General features: G+C 21.7%; 19 protein-coding genes. 18 read left to right on the top strand and 1 reads right to left on the bottom strand.

The window, feature by feature from the left end; translation table 4 throughout:
• Position 1 precedes the first annotated feature (1 nt).
• The 18 genes from X271_RS00945 to X271_RS01025 all read left to right on the top strand — a co-directional run bounded on the left by X271_RS00945 (position 2) and on the right by X271_RS01025 (position 21,130).
• Positions 2 to 895: a lysophospholipid acyltransferase family protein gene (locus tag X271_RS00945; protein ID WP_025208598.1), complete on the top strand. Its 894-nt coding sequence runs from the start codon at positions 2 to 4 to the stop codon at positions 893 to 895.
• Entirely contained in the window at positions 885 to 2,180 is a 1,296-nt protein-coding gene (locus X271_RS00950; RefSeq protein ID WP_038462231.1) for a thymidine phosphorylase, read from the top strand. Before X271_RS00945 ends, X271_RS00950 begins: the two co-directional genes overlap by 11 nt.
• Positions 2,174 to 2,917: a segregation and condensation protein A gene (locus X271_RS00955; protein WP_025208600.1), complete on the top strand. Its 744-nt coding sequence runs from the start codon at positions 2,174 to 2,176 to the stop codon at positions 2,915 to 2,917. The genes X271_RS00950 and X271_RS00955 overlap by 7 nt, the downstream gene beginning before the upstream one ends.
• A gap of 27 nt (positions 2,918 to 2,944) precedes the next feature.
• The gene (gene scpB / locus X271_RS00960; RefSeq protein WP_025208601.1) at positions 2,945 to 3,625 is read left to right on the top strand and encodes an SMC-Scp complex subunit ScpB; all 681 of its coding nucleotides are present in this window, start codon (positions 2,945 to 2,947) and stop codon (positions 3,623 to 3,625) included.
• 1 nt (position 3,626) lies between these two features.
• Positions 3,627 to 4,358, top strand: a complete 732-nt coding sequence (locus X271_RS00965; protein ID WP_025208602.1) for a pseudouridine synthase — start codon at positions 3,627 to 3,629, stop codon at positions 4,356 to 4,358.
• A gap of 13 nt (positions 4,359 to 4,371) precedes the next feature.
• Positions 4,372 to 6,066: an MATE family efflux transporter gene (locus X271_RS00970; RefSeq protein ID WP_025208603.1), complete on the top strand. Its 1,695-nt coding sequence runs from the start codon at positions 4,372 to 4,374 to the stop codon at positions 6,064 to 6,066.
• Positions 6,047 to 6,898, top strand: a complete 852-nt coding sequence (locus tag X271_RS00975) for an HAD family hydrolase (protein ID WP_025208604.1) — start codon at positions 6,047 to 6,049, stop codon at positions 6,896 to 6,898. Before X271_RS00970 ends, X271_RS00975 begins: the two co-directional genes overlap by 20 nt.
• The gene (locus tag X271_RS00980; RefSeq protein WP_025208605.1) at positions 6,888 to 7,655 is read left to right on the top strand and encodes a TrmH family RNA methyltransferase; all 768 of its coding nucleotides are present in this window, start codon (positions 6,888 to 6,890) and stop codon (positions 7,653 to 7,655) included. The genes X271_RS00975 and X271_RS00980 overlap by 11 nt, the downstream gene beginning before the upstream one ends.
• Positions 7,656 to 7,725: 70 nt before the next feature.
• Positions 7,726 to 8,043: a thioredoxin gene (gene trxA, locus X271_RS00985; protein WP_025208606.1), complete on the top strand. Its 318-nt coding sequence runs from the start codon at positions 7,726 to 7,728 to the stop codon at positions 8,041 to 8,043.
• Positions 8,044 to 8,058: 15 nt separating this feature from the next.
• Entirely contained in the window at positions 8,059 to 9,111 is a 1,053-nt protein-coding gene (gene pheS / locus X271_RS00990; RefSeq protein ID WP_025208607.1) for a phenylalanine--tRNA ligase subunit alpha, read from the top strand.
• Positions 9,111 to 11,144 (top strand): phenylalanine--tRNA ligase subunit beta, encoded by a 2,034-nt coding sequence (locus X271_RS00995; RefSeq protein ID WP_025208608.1) that lies wholly within the window; start codon positions 9,111 to 9,113, stop codon positions 11,142 to 11,144. The genes pheS and X271_RS00995 overlap by 1 nt, the downstream gene beginning before the upstream one ends.
• A gap of 88 nt (positions 11,145 to 11,232) precedes the next feature.
• Positions 11,233 to 12,777: a hypothetical protein gene (locus X271_RS01000; RefSeq protein ID WP_025208609.1), complete on the top strand. Its 1,545-nt coding sequence runs from the start codon at positions 11,233 to 11,235 to the stop codon at positions 12,775 to 12,777.
• Positions 12,778 to 12,813: 36 nt separating this feature from the next.
• Positions 12,814 to 14,121: an adenylosuccinate lyase gene (gene purB / locus X271_RS01005; RefSeq protein WP_025208610.1), complete on the top strand. Its 1,308-nt coding sequence runs from the start codon at positions 12,814 to 12,816 to the stop codon at positions 14,119 to 14,121.
• Positions 14,122 to 14,149: 28 nt separating this feature from the next.
• A complete protein-coding gene (locus X271_RS03395) occupies positions 14,150 to 15,415 on the top strand; it encodes an adenylosuccinate synthase (RefSeq protein WP_420021768.1) in 1,266 nt (421 codons plus the stop codon).
• 44 nt (positions 15,416 to 15,459) lie between these two features.
• A complete protein-coding gene (locus X271_RS01010) occupies positions 15,460 to 16,323 on the top strand; it encodes a deoxyribonuclease IV (RefSeq protein WP_025208611.1) in 864 nt (287 codons plus the stop codon).
• 36 nt (positions 16,324 to 16,359) lie between these two features.
• Positions 16,360 to 17,382 (top strand): SIR2 family protein, encoded by a 1,023-nt coding sequence (locus X271_RS01015; protein WP_025208612.1) that lies wholly within the window; start codon positions 16,360 to 16,362, stop codon positions 17,380 to 17,382.
• The gene (locus X271_RS01020) at positions 17,375 to 19,276 is read left to right on the top strand and encodes a hypothetical protein (RefSeq protein ID WP_025208613.1); all 1,902 of its coding nucleotides are present in this window, start codon (positions 17,375 to 17,377) and stop codon (positions 19,274 to 19,276) included. The genes X271_RS01015 and X271_RS01020 overlap by 8 nt, the downstream gene beginning before the upstream one ends.
• A 99-nt stretch (positions 19,277 to 19,375) precedes the next feature.
• Positions 19,376 to 21,130: an RCC1 domain-containing protein gene (locus X271_RS01025; protein WP_025208614.1), complete on the top strand. Its 1,755-nt coding sequence runs from the start codon at positions 19,376 to 19,378 to the stop codon at positions 21,128 to 21,130.
• Here X271_RS01025 and X271_RS01030 read toward each other — a convergent pair.
• Positions 21,122 to 22,225: a DEAD/DEAH box helicase gene (locus X271_RS01030; RefSeq protein WP_025208615.1), complete on the bottom strand. Its 1,104-nt coding sequence runs from the start codon at positions 22,223 to 22,225 to the stop codon at positions 21,122 to 21,124. The two genes, X271_RS01025 and X271_RS01030, sit on opposite strands and share 9 nt — an antisense overlap.
• Between the last annotated feature and the right edge of the window lie 26 nt (positions 22,226 to 22,251).

A 22,251-nucleotide genomic window follows, 5' to 3' on the forward strand; every position in this document is an offset into this window, starting at 1 on the left:
AATGCTTGAATATATAAAAAATTTTTTTAGAGTTATTTGATTTTCTTTTATAGAACTTTATTCACTTAGAAGAGGTTCAAGAAAATTAAAAAAATGAATTAAAAAAAATAAGCGAGAACAGGATCCAAATCTACACCCATTTTCTAAGAGATGGAAATATATTTATAAAAAGATGCGTCAATTTAATCGAAGAGCAGGAATAAAAATTAAAGTTGTAGGAGAAGAAAATATTCCAAATGGATCAGCATGAGTTGTTCCTAATCATACTTCAAATTTAGATGGATTTTATCTTATTGAAGCTCTAGGTGCAAAATTGGAATTAACTTCTGTAGCTAGATCAGGAGTAAAACAATCAAAATTAACACAAGGCTATTTTCTTGGTTCTGATTCTTTTTATTTAAATAGAGCAAATATTAGAGAATCACTTACTGTTTTAACACAAACAGCACAATATGTTAAAAAAAATAATCGAGGAGTTATTATATTTCCTGAAGGTACAAGATCTTTTACAACGGATCTTTTAGAATTTAAATGTGGAGGATTTAAATTTCCTCAAAAATATGCAATTCCAATTCTTCCAATTACTGTTCTTGGAACTTTACAAGCAAAGCGTTTTTTTAGATTAAAATATCGTGAAGTAAAAGTTATTGTTCATAAACCAATTAAACCTATTCAACATATTAAATTACCTACAGATATATTATGTAAAAATATAGGGAATACAATTAAAAAAGAATTAGATAAATATGAAAAAAATCTTTCTCCCAAAGAATTGAAATATTTCTTGAAATTAAAAAGAAAAGCATCAATAAAGCAACAAAAAAAAGATGCTAAATTAAATAAAGAAATAGAAAAATCATTAGAAGGAGCAATAGAAAATAAAAATGATAAATAATATTAGCGAAATTATCAATAAAAAAGCAAATAAAAAAGAATTAACAGATCAAGAAATTTATTATTTTGTTAATAATTTAAAAAAGGATGTAAAAAAATATCAAGTATCTTCAATGCTTATGGCAATTAAAATTAATGGTTTAAATGATCGCGAACTTATATCATATCATAATGCAATTGTTAATTCTGGAAATATAATTAATTTGGATGATAATAGATTTGATAAACATTCAACAGGAGGATTAGGTGATAAAGTTTCAATTATACTTGCTCCAATTCTTGAAGCAATGGGAATTAAATTTTGAAAACTTAGTGGAAGAGGACTTGGATTTACAGGAGGAACAGTTGATAAATTAGAATCAATTAAAAAATTTAAAATAAATTATAATTTAGAAACAATTTTAAAAAAAGATTTTTCAAAACATAATTTTATAATTGGACAATCAAAAAATATTGTTCCTGCTGATAAGTATATTTATTCTATCAGAGATACTTCTGGATCGGTTGATTCAACAGAATTAATTGCCGCATCTGTAATGAGCAAAAAAATTGCAATGGGAGCAAAAAATATTTTAATTGATTTAAAAGTTGGAAGCGGAGCTTTTTTCAAAAATTTAAGAGATGCTGAAAAATTAGGTGAAAAATTAAAATTAATTGGGAAAAATAATAATCGAAATATTTATGTATTATATACAAATATGAACGAACCTTTAGGAAAATCAATTGGTAATTCAATTGAAATAAAAGAAGCTATAAATTTTTTAAAAAATGAATATAAAGATCCTAAGTTGGAAGAATTATTAAGAAAAATAGCAAGTGAATTTTATGCAAAAAAATATCAAACTTCGATTACAGAAGGAATTGAAAAATTTAATGAAATTTTAAAAGAACATAAAGGATATAAGACTTTTTTAAAAATCTTAGAAAATCAAAATGTTAAAATTAAAGATTTTAAAGATAGCAAAATTTTTACACCAAAACATAACAAAAGAATTACAGCTCATCAAAATGGATATTTTAAATTTAAAAATCTTGAAGATTTAGGATATTTTTTAATAGATATAAAAGCAGGAAGAAAAATAGATAAAGATCATATTTATAATCATTCTGGTGTTGATTTTTTTGTAAAAAATGGTGATTTTATAAATAAAGGTGATTTACTTGCAAAAATTTATTCAAAAGAAAAATTAACAGATCAGCAAATTGAATGATTTAATGAAACTTTTACAATTGTAAAAGAAAAAGTAGAAGATGAAAAAATAATTTTAAAGGAACAAAGATGATAAAAAAAAGAGAATTCAAAATTGATAATTATGAAGGACCTTTAGATTTATTATTAGAACTTATTAAAAGCAAAAAGATGCATATTACTGAAATCTCATTAGTGGAGATTGCAGATCAATTTGTTCAGATTGTTAATAATTTAGAAATTATTAATTTAGATCTTGTTTCTGAATATTTTTTACTTGCATCTCAACTTTTAGATTATAAAGCAAAATATTTACTTGCAATTGAAGAAGGAAAAGATTTTGCAAAAAAAATTGAATTATCAGAAGAAGATCTTTTACAAAGGTTAATAATTTATGAAAGTTATAAAAAAGCAAGCAAGCGAATTTATAATCTTTATAAAAATAATTTTTTCTTTTCAAAAAAAGATGATCAATTAGAAGAATTTTTATTTTCTAATACTGATAAAAGATATCAATTAGTAAGCAAAGGTGTAATTGACATCGAAAAAGCAATTGATCGAATTTATAAAATATTAGAAAAAAATAAACAAATTAATACAACATTAACAGTAAAAAGAATTTCAATTGAAGAGCGTAAAAAAGAATTATTAGAAATTTTAGATTCTAATAAAAAAACTTATAAATTTACACAATTTATAAACAATAATAATTTTTCAAGATATATAATTGCAGTTACTTTAATTTGTTTTCTTGAGATGGCTGCAAACGATCAATTAATTTTAAAACAAATTAATGATTTTTCAGAAATTTTAATTGAAAGAAAAAATCTATAAATTATAAAATAAAACAAGAGGAATAAAATGGATATAAAAATTTTACAAGCATTACTTTTTTTAAAAGGAGAAGAAGGAATTAAAATTTCAGAATTAGCAAAAATTTTAAAAAAAAGTAAAAAAGAAATATTAAAAAAATTATCTGAATTAGAAACATTTTTAATAAAAATAGATTCCCCATTTATTTTAAAGCAATTTGAAGATTTTTATTGATTATCGGTTAGTCAAGAAATTGGTTTAAAATTAACAAGAATTCTAAAAAAAGATGTTTCAATCAGACTTTCAAAAAGTTTAATTGAAACTCTTACAATTATTGCTTATAATCAACCAACAACTAAATCTGATGTTGAAAAAATTCGTGGGTTTGCTTCTGATTATGCTTTTGCAAAATTAGTTGATTATAATTTGATTGAAGATTTAGGAATAGACGATAAAAGAAAAGGTAATCCTCATATATATAAAACAACAATCTATTTTCTTAAATTGTTTAATTTAAAATCATTAAATGATCTTCCAATTTTACGAAAAGATTTTATTGAAAAAACTGAAGAATTAAATCTTTTAGATTATCAAAATGAAAATGATTTAAAATTAAATTATCATAAAAATTTAAATATCAAGCAAAATTTGAAAGAAGATAAAAAAGCAATTGATAATTTTTTAGCAAAAAATGAAAATAATCTTGAAAATACAATAGAGTTAAATTAAAATGAATTTAAAAAAAGAAGAAAGAATCCAAAAATTAGTTGCAAATTATGGAAATTATTCTCGTAGAGAAATTGAAAGATTAATAAAAGCAAAAAAAGTATTTAAGAATGATAAGTTAGTAGAACTTGGAACAAAATCAACAATTGATGACAAGATAGTAGTAGATGGAAAAAGAGTGATCTTTAATCTTAAATATGATTATTTTTTATTAAATAAACCAAAAGGCTATATTTGTAAAAGAAATGATTTAAAAAATAAATCAGTAATTTCTCTTATAAATAATTATAAAAATCGTAATTTATTTACAATTGGTCGATTAGATGTTCAAACTACAGGACTTATAATTCTAACAAATGATGGAAAATTAAAGAATATTGTTGAGAGTCCCAAAAGTAAAATCAAAAAAGTTTATCTTGTTTGATTAGAAAAAAAAATTACTAAAAAAGATCTCGAAAATTTAAGAAAGGGAATAATATTAGATGATAACTATCTTACAAAACCAATAGAAAAAATTAAGATTATAAATAATAAAGATAAAATTTTAATAAAATTAAGTATTATAGAAGGTAAAAAAAATCAAATTAAGAGAATGTTTATTGCTCTTGATAATAAAGTTATTAATCTAAAAAGAATTGAAATTGGTGACTTAAAATTAGGAACAATAAAATTGGGTGAATATCAAACAATTATACAAAGTCAAATTTATCAAAAATTAGGTTTAAAAGTAAATTAGGAAAGAGGGAAAAATGGAAAATGATGAAAATAATTCAAAGAAATTAGAATCATTTTATAATGATTCTAATTTATGAAAAACTTATTTTCGTATCAGTGTTCCTGTAATTATTTTGATGTTATCAACGGCTAGTTATTCGTTGATAGATTCTATTATTTCAACAATTTATGTTGATGGAGCGACTTTTTTTAATAATCCTAATTTAAATGCTGCGGATGTTTTAAGTATTGTAACTCCTTTTATTATTTTTATGTTTACAATCTCTTATCTTTTTGTTGTTGGTGTAGGATTATTCTTACCAAATGCCTTAGGAAAAAAAGATTTTAAAATTGCTCATAAAATAATTGGAGAAGGAATTTCATTATCATTAATTTTTGGAATATTTACAATTTTGCTTTTTTACTTTTTAGCAGAACCTTGAATGAATTTTTTTGCAAATAAAAATGATGCAATTACAGATGAAGCAATTCATCAAGGAATAATTTATATGCAAATTACAACAATTGCTGTTGCTTTTAATGGAATAAGAGATGTAATAGTGCGAGCTTTAAGAGTAGAAGGAAAAAATATTTCTTCTGCTCTTATTCCAATTATTGCTCTTCCTGTTAATTTGGGATTTGATATTATTTTTATGAATCCAAATATTGGTGGAATGGGACTTGAAGGGGCTGCTTGAGCAACTGTAATTGGAGCTTTTGTTGGAGCTTTTGCAGGAGTTGCTTATAGTATTTATCTTAATTTTAAAAGTGATACTTATATTAGTTTTAATTTAAAATATTGGGTTCCTACTTGAGCAATATCAATTGTAATTATGCAATATGGATTTAGTTCATTTTATTATCGGGCAACAATAATGTTTTTTATTCTTTGATATGTATATTTTTTAAATTTATTAGATGGACAATTACAAGAAGAAGATGTTGTTTCTTCTTTTAATAAATATTCGACAGCATCAATTCAAATTATTATATTTGGAAATGCAGTAGCCTCCGGAATTGGACAAGGAGGTTCTGTAATATTGGCTTATCATTATGGTAAGAAAAATTATGATGTAGTTGATAGAGGATTAAAAATATCATTTATCTATAATATTGTAGCAGAGGGAATTGTAGTTATAATTATGCTTGCTTTATCATCTCTTATTATGGAAATTTATGATGTTAATATTTTTGGTCCAATAAATGATCCTGGATCTGATCAATTGAGTTTATATTCAAATTATTTTAAATTAACAATTATTGGTTTACCATTAATTTTATTACAAACACCAGAAACGATGTTTTATGGGCTTCGGAAAAAACCAAAAATTCTCGCTTGTCATGCAACATTATCAAATGTTGTAGTCGGACCACTTTTATTTTGAGCAATGTATCAAACAATAGATATAAGTGCGGCCGCCTCTAATCCAAATTTAATTTTTCCATATTTTTCTTCAATGATTATAATTGGTTTTGTTCAAATTATAGTAACTGCTCCATTTATGAGTTATGCTTATCAAACAATTGGTGATGAAAAAACAACATTACTAAAATATTGAAAAGCAAAATTTATCAAGAAAAATTATTTTAATGTAAATTTTCCAAGTTATGATTATAAATTTTGATCACTTGCTTTTTTCAAAAAAAAAGAAAAAGAAAATGATAATTCAGAAGAAACAAAAAATAATATAAATACAAAAGAGAATAAAAATGAAAAAAGAAAAAAATAATAAATTTAAACTAGAAAAAGGTAAAAAATATCTTTTTGCTACTGATTTAGATGGGACTTTTTTAACTTCATATCGAGATTCCATGCATATTGATAATTATGAAGCTGTAAAAATGATAAAAAAGCATAATTTTCCTTTTGTAATTGCAACAGGAAGAAGTTGATGATGAGCTAAAAAGATTTATGATCAATTAGGACTCGTAGATGCTTCTATTCACTTTTCAGGGGCACAAATTCATAATGTTAATAATAATGCTTTTAAAATTAATTTTAAAAAGAAATTTGAAGAAATTTATACATATATTAAAAAAGAAGAAATTATTGAACTTGTAAAAGAAAATAATTTAATTACAAAAGTGGATTTTTTTAGTGTTGTTGGAAAAGAACATCAAGCAGAATTTTCAAAAATGGAAGATATTGATAAATTATTTTTTGATGCTTTTGAGTTTGCTGTTGTTGTAAAAAATAATCCAAGTTATGCACAAAAATTATTATTAGAGCTTAAGAAAAAATATAAAAGTCGTTTTGTAATTAAATATTGAAGACATCAAAAAATGCGCGAGATTATTTTTTCACCTCCTGAAACAGATAAATCAATTGCTTTAAAACATGTTTTAAAGCAATATAATTTAAATGAAAAAAATTTAATTTATTTTGGAGATAATATAAATGATATCGATGCCTTAAAATTAGCTAAAATTAGTTATGTTCCCAAAAATGCAAATGAAAAAGCAAAAAAAGTAGCAACAGAGATTTTAGAATATACAAATGATGAAGGCGCTGTTGCAAAAAAAATTATTGAATTAATTACAGAACTTGAAAATGGAAAATAATTTTAAAAAGATAAATTCAATTACAAATGATAAAATAACTTATTTTTATAAATTAAAAAACAAAAAATATATATTAAAAAATAAATTATTTTTAATTGAAGGAAAAAATATTATTTCTGAAGCAATCAAAAAAGATTTAGTATCAACAATTTTAATTATTAATCAAAATGACTATTCAGATTTTAAAGGAGAAAAAATAATTGTAAATCAAAAAATAATTGATAAATTATCTTTTAATAAAAATAGCAATAATGTGATTGCAATTTGTAAATTGGAAGATAATCTTTTTTTGGATAATGATCTTTTGTTTAATAAGATTATTATTTTAGATAAAATTCAAGATCCAAAAAATTTAGGATCAATTGTAAGAACAGCATATGGTCTTGGATTTGAAGCAATTTATCTTACAGATCAAACTGTTTTTCCTTATAATCATTATGTAATTTCTAGTTCGCAAGGAGCAATATTTTCACTTCCTATTTTTTATTTAAAGAATTTTAATTTTCTTAAAAATTATCAAAAATATTTATTTGTAATAGATAAAAAGGCAACGAAATTATCAGAAATAAAAAAATCTGATGAAAAAATAGCTTTAATTTTTGGAAATGAAGGTAAAGGGATAAGTTCTGATTTTTTTAATATAGATCAAAAAACAATAAAAACTTATATTCCGCTTGTTAATAATTTTGATTCTTTTAATGTTTCTATTGCTGCAGCAATCGCTTTATATTATTTTCAAATAATTATTAAAAAATAATTTATAATTATTCTATAAATTTAAAGAATTTTATATAAAATATATAAAATCTTATTAAAAAGGAGTATTTATGGTTAATGAATTTGATGAAAATAAATTAAAAAAAATAATTGGAGAGAAAAAAATAATTATAATTGATTTTTTTGCTACTTGATGTGGGCCTTGTCAAATGTTTGGTCCTGTTTTTGAAAAATTTTCAACAGAATATGAAAAAAAAGAAATAATCTTTGCAAAGGTTGATGTTGATAAATATACAGATTTTTCAGCTGATCAAGGGGTTACATCAATTCCAACAATTGTTGCTTATAAAGATGGTAAAGAATTTTTAAGATTTACAGGTTTTAGATCATTAGAGAATCTTAAAAAAGATTTTAAAACTCTACTTTAGTATTTATAAATTAAAATGAATAATGAGATTGAAAAAATCTTCCTTTTATTGAAAAAGGAGTTAAAAGAGATAGAAAATTTAGAATCTTGAAAACAGATAAAGGCAAAATATCTTACAAAATCGCTTTTTTTTAATAATTTAAAAAATAATTTAAAAAATAGTAAAGATTCTGAAGAAAAAATTAAAATAGGGAAACTTATTCAGTTTTATCTTTTAAATATAAATCAAATTTTAAATAATAAACGTAAAGATTTAGAAAATAGTTTTTTTTCTTCTTATCAAAAAAATCCTCTGCTTGAAAAAGAAATTTCTGATATTATAATTACAAAAAAAATTAGAGGTAATATTCATCCATTAACAAAAATTACTTTGATGATAAACAAATATTTTGATAATTTAAATTTTAATTATGTTTATGGAAATGAAATTGAAATTGATAAATTTAATTTTGATTATCTAAATATTCCAAAAGATCACCCCGCTAGAGAAATGCAAGATACGTTTTATCTTGAAAATGAAAATAAACTTTTACGAACTCATACAACAAATATTACAGCAAGAAAATTATTACTAGATAAAAGCAATTTACTTAAATACTATACAACTGGAATTGTTTATCGTAATGATGATAATGATGCAACACATTCTATTCAATTTAATCAATTAGATTTTTTTATGCTTTCAAAATCAATTTCTCTTGCCAATTTTAAATATATTTTAATTAATTTACTTGAAACAATTTTTGATAAAAATATTCCTATTCGTTTTAGACCATCTTATTTTCCTTTTACAGAGCCTTCTTTTGAAGTTGATGTTGGATGCTTTAAATGTAAGCAAAATGGTTGTGAAATTTGTAAAAATAGTGGATGAATTGAAATTTTGGGTTCAGGAATGATAAGTCATCACGTTTTAAAACTTGTTGGAAAAGATGATTCTAATATGCAAGGTTTTGCTGCAGGAATTGGAATTGAAAGACTTGCGATGTTGCGTTTTAATATTAAAGATATTCGTAATTTTTATTTAAATAATCTTAGTTTTTTAAGAAATTACGATAAAGGAGATAAATAGTGAAAATTTTATTAAATGAATTAAAAAAATTTATAGATTTAGATAAAATAACAATCGATAAGTTAATTGAGAGTTTAAATTCATTATCTTATGAAGTTGAATATTATCAAAGAATCCATAATCTTAAAAGCAAATCATTTATAAAATTAGCAAAAGTTATTAGTTGTAAAAAACACCCTAATGCTGATAAATTATCTCTTTGTAAACTTGAGACAAATAATAAAGAATATCAAGTGGTTTGTGGGGCAAAAAATATTAGAGAAGGACAAACAGTCATTCATGCTCTTCCGGGATCAATTATTAATGATCATAAATTAGAGGTTAAAAAAATTCGTAATGTTTTATCATATGGAATGGTTCTTTCAATTGAAGAACTTTTAAATTTAGATAAAAATATTATTGATGATCAAGAAAAAAATAATATTCTAGTTTTAGATAATCGAATTTCACTTAAAAATAATGTTTTTGATCTTTTAAAAATTGATGATTATTTAATTGAAATATCTATTTTACCTGATCGAATTTATGCTAATTCTTATCAATTTCTTGCAAAGGAATTAGCTGCTTTTTTAGATTTAAAATTATTAGATCAAGAAGAAAAAAATATTAAATTTAATCCAGAAATTAATTTAGATTTAAAGGAAAAAGATTTAATTTTAACAAATAAAGCAGTTTCGTTAGCAACAGCAAATGCTATATTAAACTCAAATAATAAAGTTAAAACTCCTTTTGAAATTAAGTTATTGCTTTATTTAAATAATATAAAACCTAAAAATAATATATTAGATTTAATATATTATTTTCGCTTAATTTATGGATTATCAATTTATGAAGTAGAGAAAAATCAAAAATATCAATTTGATGGGCAGATTATTAATAATAAAATAGATATTTTTAATAAATATTTTAAAGAAAATAAAATAGATGAAACAAAAAATATCTCTTTTGTTGCGATTTCTAGTACAAAAAAAGAAAATGTTCTTGGGATTGATGATGATAAATTGGATTTTATGGCAAGACAAAATATAAAAGGAACAGAATTTAGTCAAGTTAATTTACTTAAAAATTTTTTGTATTATGGAAAAAAATTTGATTATTTAAAATCATATACAGATATTATTATTAAAAATAAAATAATAAATGATTTTACAAATGAAATAAAAACGATTAAATTAGAAGAGGAATTTTTAGAAAATTATATTGGTGAAAAAATTAATCTTTATGATGTTTTAGAAAAATTAAAAATTATTGGTTTTAATTATATAAAAGAAAAGGAATTATGAAAAATTCCTAATTATCGTTTTAATCTTGATCATAAACAAGATATGATTGAAGAGATAATACGATATTATAAAATTGAAAATATCCAATCAAAAAAATATCCAATTACAAAAGAATTTATAAAAATTGAAAATAATAAATATTTCATTGAAAAGGTTTCAGAATTATTAATTTCTTATGGATTTAACGAGGCAAAAAATTATTCTTTTGTAAATAATAATGAATTTAATGAATATAATTTATGAGATATTAAAAAACCAATATTTTTAAATCAAAAATATAATTTGAAAAATAATATTTTGCGTAATTCTTTACTTAAAGGATTACTTAATAGTCATAATTTAAACTATAAAAATAACTTTGAAGATATTCGGTTATTCGAATTTGCAAATATTTATTTTTCTGATCAAGAAGATGATTTTAAACTGACTTTAGGATTGATTTTTGATGATAAAATTACCTATAAATTAGATCAGAATATTGAGAATCAAGAATATTCTCCATTATTAGTGGGAAATAAAATAATAAAAGATATTCTAAATATTCTCGGATTAAAAACTGAAAAATATCTTACTTATAAAGAAATAAAAACAAAGGAAGATATTTTTAACAAAGCACAAGCTGTTGAAGTTTATTATAATAATAAGTTAATTGCCTATTTTGGGGAACTAAGTCCAAAAATTCTTAGAGCTAAAAAATATATAAGAATAGATAAAATTAAAGCTCATTTATATTATTTAGAGATGATTTAGTAAAGATAATTTAGGAATTTATATAAGTTTTTTCTCTTACCTTTTAATTTTTTTTGTAAGAGTTTTTAACTTTTTTAGGATGGTAAAAATGAAAATTAAAATAAAAAAATTCTTTGATGATGTAGAATGAACATTTTTTTTAATAATTCTTTTTTCGTTATTAATTCCGTTTGTTTATAAATTTGTTCGTTATTTTTGATTATCAAAACAATCTATCGATGATTTTTCTAATCTTTTAGGAATACTTTCAACTATTAATTTAGTTTTTGAAACAGCTACAATCTTTTTAATTGTTCCTGTTTACGCTTTTGTAAATAAAAATATTAAAAATAGTTTTCAACAAAAAGAAAAATTTTTAATCTCTTTTATAATTGTCATAATTGGACTTATTTTTATTAATTTAATTATGGCCGTCTGTTCATATCCTTATGTAATTTATGTATTAGATTCAAATGGAAATACAAATTTACTTGCATTTACATTTATGATGAGTTCAATTGGTTTTTCTTTTTTGCTGATTGATCATTTATTTATTGCTTTTTTAGTTTTAAAACGAGATAAAGTAAGTTCTTTTTTCCTTACAATAATTGGAATATTTTTTCTTTTTTTATGTGATTTTTTCTTAATTTCAGGAATTTTTATTGAAAATCCTAGTTATATTATATTTTCAATTTCTTTCTTATTAGGACCTTTACTTTACTTTATTTTAATTTTTGTTTGAATTTTTTTCAGAGAGTATCAAGAGTGAAAAAAAGCAATCAAAAATTTTAGTTTTAAAAGATGAAAAAAAGACTTAAAAATATATAAAAAAACAAGTTTTTTTATTGGAATTGAAGCTTTAATTTGAAATCTTCTTTGATTTCTTGGTGTTTCGATGCCTCTCTATATGAGTGTAGATCAGCCTTATATTGAAACGGCTTTTATATTAAGCGATGCAATGTTTTGAACAATTCTTATTGTTCCACTTACTGCTTTTACATATTTGCAAGCAGAAAGACATTCTCGGGCTCTCAATTCAGAAGAACATAATTTTGTTCTTTTCAATGGATTTATTTTTGTTTTTATGATTGGAGTTAGCTGATTAATACTTGCCCCAATTGTAATATTTTTAATTTATCCTCATTATATTAATTTTGATACAACTTATGTGTTTTTAAATATTGGTGATTTTGCAAGTAGATCTGATTTGATTAATGTTAATTCTAGGGGTGATTTATCCACAATATTACAAACAAATTATTATGATATTTCTTATCATTATATAAAATCATTTTGTTTAATTATGCTTCCTTTTTTCTTTTTAATGCTAATTATTAGAGTTATTTATACTTATTGAGTTTCTGTTGGTAATAGTTTTAAGGCTCTTTTAGGAACAATAATTGGTGCTGGAGTGATTTGAATTCCTTCTACAATTATTTTTAATACATTTGCACTTATGAATATAAATTTTTCTCCTTATTTTATTATGATTACTTATGGATTAGGTATTTTAATGATGGCGATTACTTATTCTTATCAACTTAATTTAGAAAATAAAGAAAATACTGTTTATTGAAGATGGTATTTAAGATTATTAACAATTGATTATATCAACAGTGAAATTGAGAATGAATTGTTAATTAATAACATATAAAAAAAAGTATAATGAGAATGAGTTTTTAAAATTATCATGATAAAAAGATATAGCACAGAAGAGATGAATTTTATATGAAGTGAAAAGCATAAATTTGAAACATATTTAGAAATTGAAATTAATGTTTTAAAGGTTTTTTCTGATTTAAAAATTATTCCAAAAAAAGATTATATTAAAATAAAAAATGAAGCAAATTTTGATGTTGAAAAAATCGAGGAAATAGAAAAAATTGTAAAGCATGATGTAATTGCTTTTATTAAAAATATTTCTGAAAATCTTGGAGAAGAAAAAAAATGAATTCATTATAAATTAACTTCTACTGATATTGTCGATACGGCAAATGGACTTAGATTTAAAGAAGCTAATATTTTAATAAAAAAAGCTTTAAACAATTTTTTGAAAGTTTTAAAAGAAAATTCTCTTATATATAAAAATACTTTAATAATTGGTAGAACACATGGAATTCATGCGGAACCGACTTCATTTGGTTTAAAATGACTCTTATGATACGATGAAATGCAAAGAAATAAGAAACGTTTTGAATCAGCAGCAAAAGAAGTTGAAGTAGGAAAGATTTCGGGAGCAGTTGGTAATTTTGCCAATATTTCAAGTAAGATTCAAGATCTTGTTTGCAAAGAATTAAAATTACATTCAGCAAAAATATCAACACAAATTTTACAAAGAGATATTTATGCTAATTATTTACATACAATTGCTCTAATTGGAACTTTACTTGAAAAAATAGCAGTAGAAGTAAGAACATTACAGCGAACAGAAATAGCTGAAGTAGAAGAGAAATTTTTTGAAACACAAAAAGGATCATCTGCAATGCCTCATAAAAGAAATCCAATTTCTTCAGAAAATATTACAGGAATTGCTAGAGTTTTGAGAAGTTATGTTTATCCTGCTTATGAAAATATAATTTTATGAAATGAAAGAGATATTTCACATTCTTCTGTAGAAAGAATCATTTTTCCTGATGCAACAACATTAATTGAATATGCTCTTAAAAAATATGCTTTAATATTAAAAAATTTAGTTGTAAATAAAGAAAAAATGAAAGAAAATCTTGATAAAACAAAAGGATTGATTTTTTCACAAAAAATTCTTAATTTATTAATTAAAAAAGGAATTGAAAGAAACTTAAGTTATGATTTAGTACAAAAAGTTGCAATTAAATCATTTCTTTCTAAAAAAAGTTTTAAAGATTTATTATTAAAAGAAAAAGAGATCCGAAAAATTCTTACGGAAGAAGAAATAAAGGATATTTTTGAATATAAATCATTTTTAAAAGAAGAGGATATTATTTATAAAAGAGTTTTAAATAATAAAGGAGATTTTTAAAATTAAAACATTAAATTCATTAGCAATTATCGGAACACAATGAGGAGATGAAGGTAAAGGTAAGATAACAAATTATCTTGCAAAAAAAGCAGATTTTGTTGTTCGTTATCAAGGAGGAAATAATGCAGGACATTCAATTATTTTAGATAATAAAAGATTCGCATTACATCTTCTCCCTTCTGGTATATTTTATAAAAATGTTTGCAATATTTTAGCAAATGGTGTCGTAATTGATTTATTTGGTCTTGTAGAAGAAATTAATAATTTAAAAAAAAATAATATCAAAGATATAAATCTTTTAATCTCTGAAAGAGCCCATCTTGTTTTTCCTTATCATAAAGAGATTGATGCAATTTTTGAAAAAGCAAAAGGAAAAAATAAAATAGGAACAACAAAACAAGGGATTGGGCCTGCTTATACAGATAAAGTTACAAGAATTGGAATTAGAGTAATTGATTTATTCGATCAAAAATATTTAGAAGAAAAATTAAAGGAAAATATTTTTTGAAAAAATCTTTTCTTAAAAAGTCTCGGTATAAATAAAGAGATTGATTTTGATGAATTATTACAAAAATTATTAGAAGCAAGAATAATAATTAAACCTTTTATAAAAGATACATCAAAAATTATTTATGATGCAATTTTAGATAATAAAAAAGTTTTATTTGAAGGGGCACAAGGAGTTCAACTTTGTTTAGATCACGGAACATATCCTTTTGTTACCTCTTCTTCTCCTACTGCTTCTTCAATTCCTTTAAATACAGGAATTCCAGCAAATTTTATAAATGAAGTTTTAGGAATTACAAAATCCTATACAACAAGAGTTGGGAATGGGGTTTTTCTTACAGAAATAAATGATAAGATAGCAGCCAAAATTAGAATAAAAGGAAATGAATTTGGGACAACAACAGGAAGAGCAAGAAGAATTGGCTGATTTGATGCTGTATTAATAAGATATGCAAAAAGGATAAATGGAATTACAAAAATTTCACTTACATTATTTGATGTTCTAAGTGGAATTAAGGAATTAAAAATCGCAATTAATTATAGTTTAGATAACAAAAATATTGATTGTATTCCTACACTCTTAAAAGATTTAGAAAGAGTAAAAGTTGAATATATTACTTTAAAAGGTTGAGATGAAGATATTACAAATGTAAAATCTTTTGATGCATTACCAGAAAATGCTAAAAAATATTTAAAAGCAATTGAAAAATATGGAGAAATTCGAATTGCTCAATTTTCTGTTGGTCCTAAGCCAGAACAAACAATTGATCTTGAAAAAATTTGATAATTAAATTTAAGATTTTAAATTTGTAAAATAGTTATAATATTTTTATGAAAGTAGAAAAGAAACCACTTATTGGTGCTCATATCTCCTTTAAAAAAGAAGATCAATTATTAGGTTCAATTCGTGATTTATTAAGAATAAATGCAACTTCAGGGGCTTTTTATATTTCAAATTCTCGTGCATATAAGAAAACATTATTATTAGATCAAGAAAAACTAAAAGAAGCAAAAAAATTAGCAAAAGCAAATAATTTTAATATTGAAAATATTATTGTTCATTCCCCTTTGGTTGGTAATATTGCAAATATTGAAAAAGATCAGATAACATTTAATCTTACAAAGCAGTCTTATTTAAGTGATTTAAAATTAATGGAGAAAATGGGCTTGAAATTATTTAATTTTCATCCAGGTTCAGCAAAGGATAAAAAACTAGGAATCTTAAAATGTGCTGAAGGAATTAATTATTTAATTGAAAATACAAAAGATGATCATACAATTATTTGCATTGAAACAATGATGAAAAAAGGAAATTACATCGGTGCTAATTTTTCAGAAATAAGCGAAATAATTACAAATATAAAAGATAAAGAAAGAATCGGTGTAGTAATTGACACTTGTCATATATGAGATGGAGGTTATGATTTAAATAATTTTAATAAAGTTCTTGATGAATTTGATCAAAAAATAGGTCTTAAATATTTAAAAGGATTACATATCAATGATTCCAAAAATCCCCTAGGTTCAAATAAAGATCGTCATCAAAACATCGGAAAAGGATATATAGGATTAAGCAATCTAAAAAAAATTATTTTTCATCCAAAAATAATTAATCTTCCAAAAGCACTAGAAACTCCTTATGGAAAAGATGATTTCAAAAGATGAAAAGAAGAAATTGATCTTTTATTAAATTAAAAATTTATAAAAGATTTTAAGAAGGAAGTGAATATTATGAATGCAGAAAACAATAATTTAGAATTAAATAAGAATGAAGATATTTATAACGAAGAGCTGCTTTTTCAAACAGTAGAAAAATACTTTGGTGTAGACAAACTTTATTCTTATAATTTAAGTTTTTTAATTGGAAATGATTTTTTTAAATTAGTAGAAGGATATGATTATGAAGATTTTTATCAAAAATTAAAAAAAACAAAAGCTTATAAAAGAAAAAAAACAACAATTAAAAATTTAGATAAATTATCAAAAAAAATTGGAGCAGAGTTTGATATTAATCTTACAGAAGGATTATTGCAATTAAATAAAAAAAAGAAATATTTTGATTTTGATAATAAAAGAGCAAATATAAGAGAACTTTATAATCCCTTTTTAAAAATTATCAATAATTATTTAGAAAATAGTTTTCAAAATGAAGTTAATATTTTAACAATAGATTTTAGTAATTTTTTTGAAAATTTATTTACTCCAAGTCGGTTTTTATTAAAAAAATATAATTTTAATAAAAAAGAGCAAGATGAGCTTATTAAAAAAATTAATCTTTATAAAATATTTGGTGATATTGAAGATCCAAAAGAAATCAAATTACCGAAGGAATTTAAGAAAAATTATTTGCCTTTTTTTGCTTTTGATCAATTAAGAATATTTACAAATAAAATAAATGAAAAAAATTCTGTCCTTGTTGTATTTGGTTATGATTTTTCGGATCAATATTTAAATAATTTACTTCTAGATTTAAAGGATAATAAATCAATAAAAATATTATTACTTGTTGATCAAAAAAATAAAGAACAAGAGATAATATATCAATTTTTACAATTTCAAAATACTTTTTTATTTAAATTTATTGATTATACAAAAAGTGATTATTTGAATAATTTAGAAGAAATCTTATATTCAAAAATTTCTTTTTTAAGAAGCAAAAAAGATATCAGTAATTTAGTAGAAAAAGAGCAAAAAAAGACAAAAACAAATAGAAAAAATTCAACAAAAAAAGGGAAAAACAAGAAAAATGAATAATTTAGATAATTACTTTTTTGGTGTAATTAGTTTTACAAAAGGAAATGAAGTTATTGTTAAAAGCAAAAAAGAGAAAATTTTGGAAAGAGATTATATAATTGGATCTGATCAACTTTTTTTTGCACCAAAAATAGATCGTTTTATTAAATTATTATTTAATAATCAAATATTTATTTATAAGATTTTTCAAAGATCGGAAGAGCAAAATAATTATTTATATCATGGATATTATATTGGAAGAATTTTAAATAATCAACTTATTAAAAATGAAACTTTTATTCCTTCTTTAAATCAAAAAGTTTCATTAATTTCAATAAAAGAATTAAAAATATTTGATCAAGATTTCTCTGATAATAATTTAAAAATAAAAAATATTGCAAAGACTTTAGATACAAAAAACCAAATTGATTTAAATTTAAATTTCTTTTCCTTTAATAATTTATTAATAGGTAAAAAAGATTCTGGTAAAAGTAACACAATAAAAAATTTTTACTTAAGTTTATTTAATCAATACTTAAAAAATTTTAATCAAACTTTCCATAAATTTGTTTTTTTTGATCTTAAAAATCAATATTTTAATTTTTTCAAAAATAACTTAAATTCTTTTTTATTAGGACAATTAAAAGAAATTAATTTAAAAGAAAAATTATTAGAAAAAGACAGTCCATTTTTTAATTTTAAAAAATTAGGAAGAAAAGAAAAAGCTTTTCTTTTTGATATTACAAATAAAGAAGAGAGATATTTGCTTGATAATTTCTTTCTATGAATTGAAGATGTAAAACAAATCTCTTTTATAAACATTATAAATAAAGCAATATTAAAGCAAGATGGTTTTGTAATTATTAAAAATTTTCTTTTAAACTTAGTAAAAATTTCTATCAAAGATCAAAATCTTAAATTTAATCATTATTTAATTATTTTGAAAGAAATTTTGGATAAATTAAGTTTAATTAATGATAATTTTTATTTAAATGATATTTACAATCAATATTATGATTTAATTGAAAAAGAAAATCAACAAAAAATTATTTTTGAAAAAAAAGGAAATAATTTAATTTTTGAAAAAGAATATTTTTCAACTTTTTTAGATTTAATAAGAGAAAAATATTTAAATGGTGATAGCAATATTATTGAAAAATTTAATAATTTTATTGCTTCAGACTGAAATTCATTACTTAATTTATTTCAATTACAAAATATAATTGATAATAATTACCAAAAAATTATTTTTGAAAATTTTATAAATAAATTAAATTTGAAAAAGGATAATGAAAATTATTTAATTGTAAAACAATTTGCTTTATCTTTAAAAAATGGTGAAAAAAGAAATAGTATTTTAGATTTATTAGAAAAAAATAATTTAATTATTTTTACTTTTGATAATCTTTCTTCTAAAATTGAGCAAAGATTAATTTATCTTTTTATTAAGCTTTTAACTTTTGATAATTGCTTAGATTTACCAGAAGAAAAAAAATATTTAAATATTGTATTAGATGATTTTGATAAATGATTTAAATTATCACTTATTGATAAAAGTTTAGATTTAGATTTACTTGAGAAATTAATTTCTCAACAAGAGCAATATAAAACTTTTTTTACAATTTCTGTTGAAAATGTAAATCTTTTACGAGAAAAAATGTTCATTGATTTTGATAATTTTTTAATTCATAATCTTTTAGATCAAGAAGAATTTGAATTAACTACCCATTATCTAAAAAAAATAAATGAACATCAAATTTATCAAACTTTTAATTTTGAAGATACAGAATTATTACTTTATGGAAAATCATTTAAAAGAGTCTATCCTGTAAAATTAATTAATTATAATGATAAAAAAATAATTACAAATCAATCAGAAAAAGTTATATTTAATATCTTGAATCAAAAAAGTTAATCAATAAATAATAAATTTTGTATAATTATCATTAGATTTAGAAAATGAAACATAAAGTATCATTTTCTTTTTTTATTAAAAGTAAGGGATTAATTTATAGTGAAAAAAAAATTTAGAAATATATTTTTATCATCATTATTTTTATTTTCGGGACAAGCAATAATTTATCTCCAAATATCAAATAATCAAAAAAATCAACAATATAATTTAGAAGATAGTAATAAAACAAATGTTATTACTGATCAAAATATTAAAAAAGGATATCAATTTGATGAAGGAGAAGCTGCAGCAGTTACAACAGATCAGAACGGATATGATCATTTGTATATGTGAGGAGATAATAGTAATTACCAATTAGGACTTCCTTATATAAATTCATATTCAAAATCTGATAATATTCAAAATGAAAATATAAATAAGAGAAATTATTATTATATCCCTACAGAAGTAAATTATATTAAAGAGCAAAAAGGAAGAATAGAAGACTTAAAATCAACAAAATACAATACAATTTTAACTTTTGTTGATCAAGAACAAAATTACCATCTTTATATTTATGGCTCAAATATTAATGGTTTACTTACTAAGCAAGATTTATCTTTAAATAGTAAAAATAGTCCAATTATTATTGATATTCCAAGTAATTTAAAAATTGCAGATATTGAACTTACAGATGATAATGCTTATCTTTTACTTGATGAAAAAACAGGTGATAAACAATATTTATATAGTTGAGGTAAAAATGATTATGGACAATTGGGATTAGGATATAGTGACAATAAAATTCATAAAAATCCCACTGTTTCTAAATATATAAATGGTAAAACAAATGAGAATCTTTATGTAAATTCAATTTATGCAGAAAATGATGCTTTATATTTATTAGTACAAAATAGTAATGAAAATGAATATCAAACAATTTATAGTTTGGGTTCAAATAAAAATGGACAATTAGGTTTAAATTCTTCAAATTATGATGGTAAAAATCCTGTTCCAACTGAAATACCTTTTTTTGCAAGGGAAAAAGCACAGGAAATAATTTTTATTGATGGTAATAATCATCAAGGAATGTATACAGAATTTATAGAAAATGATCAAACTTATCTTGTCGGATGAGGAAATAATAATAGAAAACAATTAATAAATATTGATGATAAAAATATAGATCAACCAACAGCAATATTTGATCAAGAACAAAATTTTATAATAGGAGATAAAGGCGATCCGCTTTTTGATTCAAATACAAATCAATTGCTTTTATCTGATTTTGGATATGAACAATCTTATTTAATTCTAGAAGAAGGAACATTAATAGATGAAAAATTTAATGTTGAAAGAATTGTAATTGAAGGATGAGGTTTAAATGCTCATAATAGTTTGGGTGGAAATAATGTCGGTCAAATTAATGAACCAATAGAAATAAACAGTTTTTTAATTGAAAATTATAATGGATATCAAATTAAAAATATTTCTACAGGAAGTCATAGTACTGATATTTTAATTGAAAACAATCAACAAAATCAAAATTTATATACTTGAGGATATAATCAAACTGGACAATTAGGAAATGGAGAAGAAGCAACTTTTGCATCACCTACTACTTCAAATCTTTTCTTATCTATGCAAACTTCAAAAGAAGTAATTAGTAATAATATTGCATATCAATTATCTCTTGCAATTTTTATTGTAATTATAATTATTTTAATATTGGTACTTATTAGCTTATATTTAAGTATTAGAAGATATCGTAAAGTATCTTGATCAGTGCAAACTCAAAAAAACGAAGATGAATTAAAAGAACAAGAATTAGTAAAAGAATTAACAACACAAAATTTAGATTTAAACTTAGATTAAATTTTTAAATGTTAAATTTTTATTTTTATTTTTAATTATTTTTATTTTTTCTTGATCATTTTGATTATATAAAAGATAAATTTTTCCTTTTAAATCTTCGGATCGATTAGTTCTTCCGATTCTATGTTTAAAATAATTTAAATCAACTGGAAGATCATAATTTATAATGTGACTAACATTATTAAAATCTAATCCTCTTGCATACAAATCAGTTGTTACTAAGTAAATTATTTTCTGATTTCTTACTTCTGTAAAAATTTGCTTTCTTTTTCTAATGTTTAGATCAGCAGAAAAATATCTTATATCTTTAAAATTATTTGAAATTAAATAATCATAAATCTTTTTTACTTCTTTGCTTTTATTTGCAAAGATAATTACAAAAAAAGGATTAAATTGATTGCTTTTTAATAAATTAATTAAAGTTTCTAGTCGATCATTATTTAAGATTTTTATTAAATTAATATTAATCTTTTTTTCTAATTTACTATTTAAATTAATTACTTTTGCTTTAATTTTAAAAAGTTTTTCAATTTTATTCTGCAAATTTTTTTCTAATGTTGCAGAGAAAAAAGAAAAAGAAACATTATTTTTAATTTTTAAAATATCAACAAATTTTTTAATTTGTTCTAATTGTTTAAAATTATCAATCATATCTACTTCATCAACAACAATATATTTTAGTTTTTTATAGCTAATTGGTGATTTTTTTTGTAAACTAGAAATTTTATCAATTGTTGAAATTATTATTTTTGCTTCTTTATTATATTTATTTTTTTCTATATCATAATCAAGATTTTTTGTAATTGCAAAATAAGAAAAATTAAGATATTTATTAATTTTTAATAATTGATTTTTCAATTGATGAATTAATTCATTAGTTGGAACAAGAATAATTGCCTCTACTCCCTTTTTATCCATTTCTATTTGATTTAGAATTGGTAAAAGATAAGCAAGCGTTTTTCCTGTCCCAGTAGGAGATTGACAAAAAAGATTATTTTTAACTTCAAGAATTGAAAATACATCTTTTTGTACTTCCAATAAATTATTAAATTTTTCTGATTCTAAATATTTGTTTAGATTTATTTTTATCTTCATTTGTAATTTCTACCTTTTAATTTATT

Origin of the sequence: Candidatus Hepatoplasma crinochetorum Av (assembly GCF_000582535.1) — a bacterium.
GTDB classification, from domain to species: Bacteria; Bacillota_I; Bacilli_A; order Mycoplasmatales; family Hepatoplasmataceae; genus Hepatoplasma; species Hepatoplasma crinochetorum.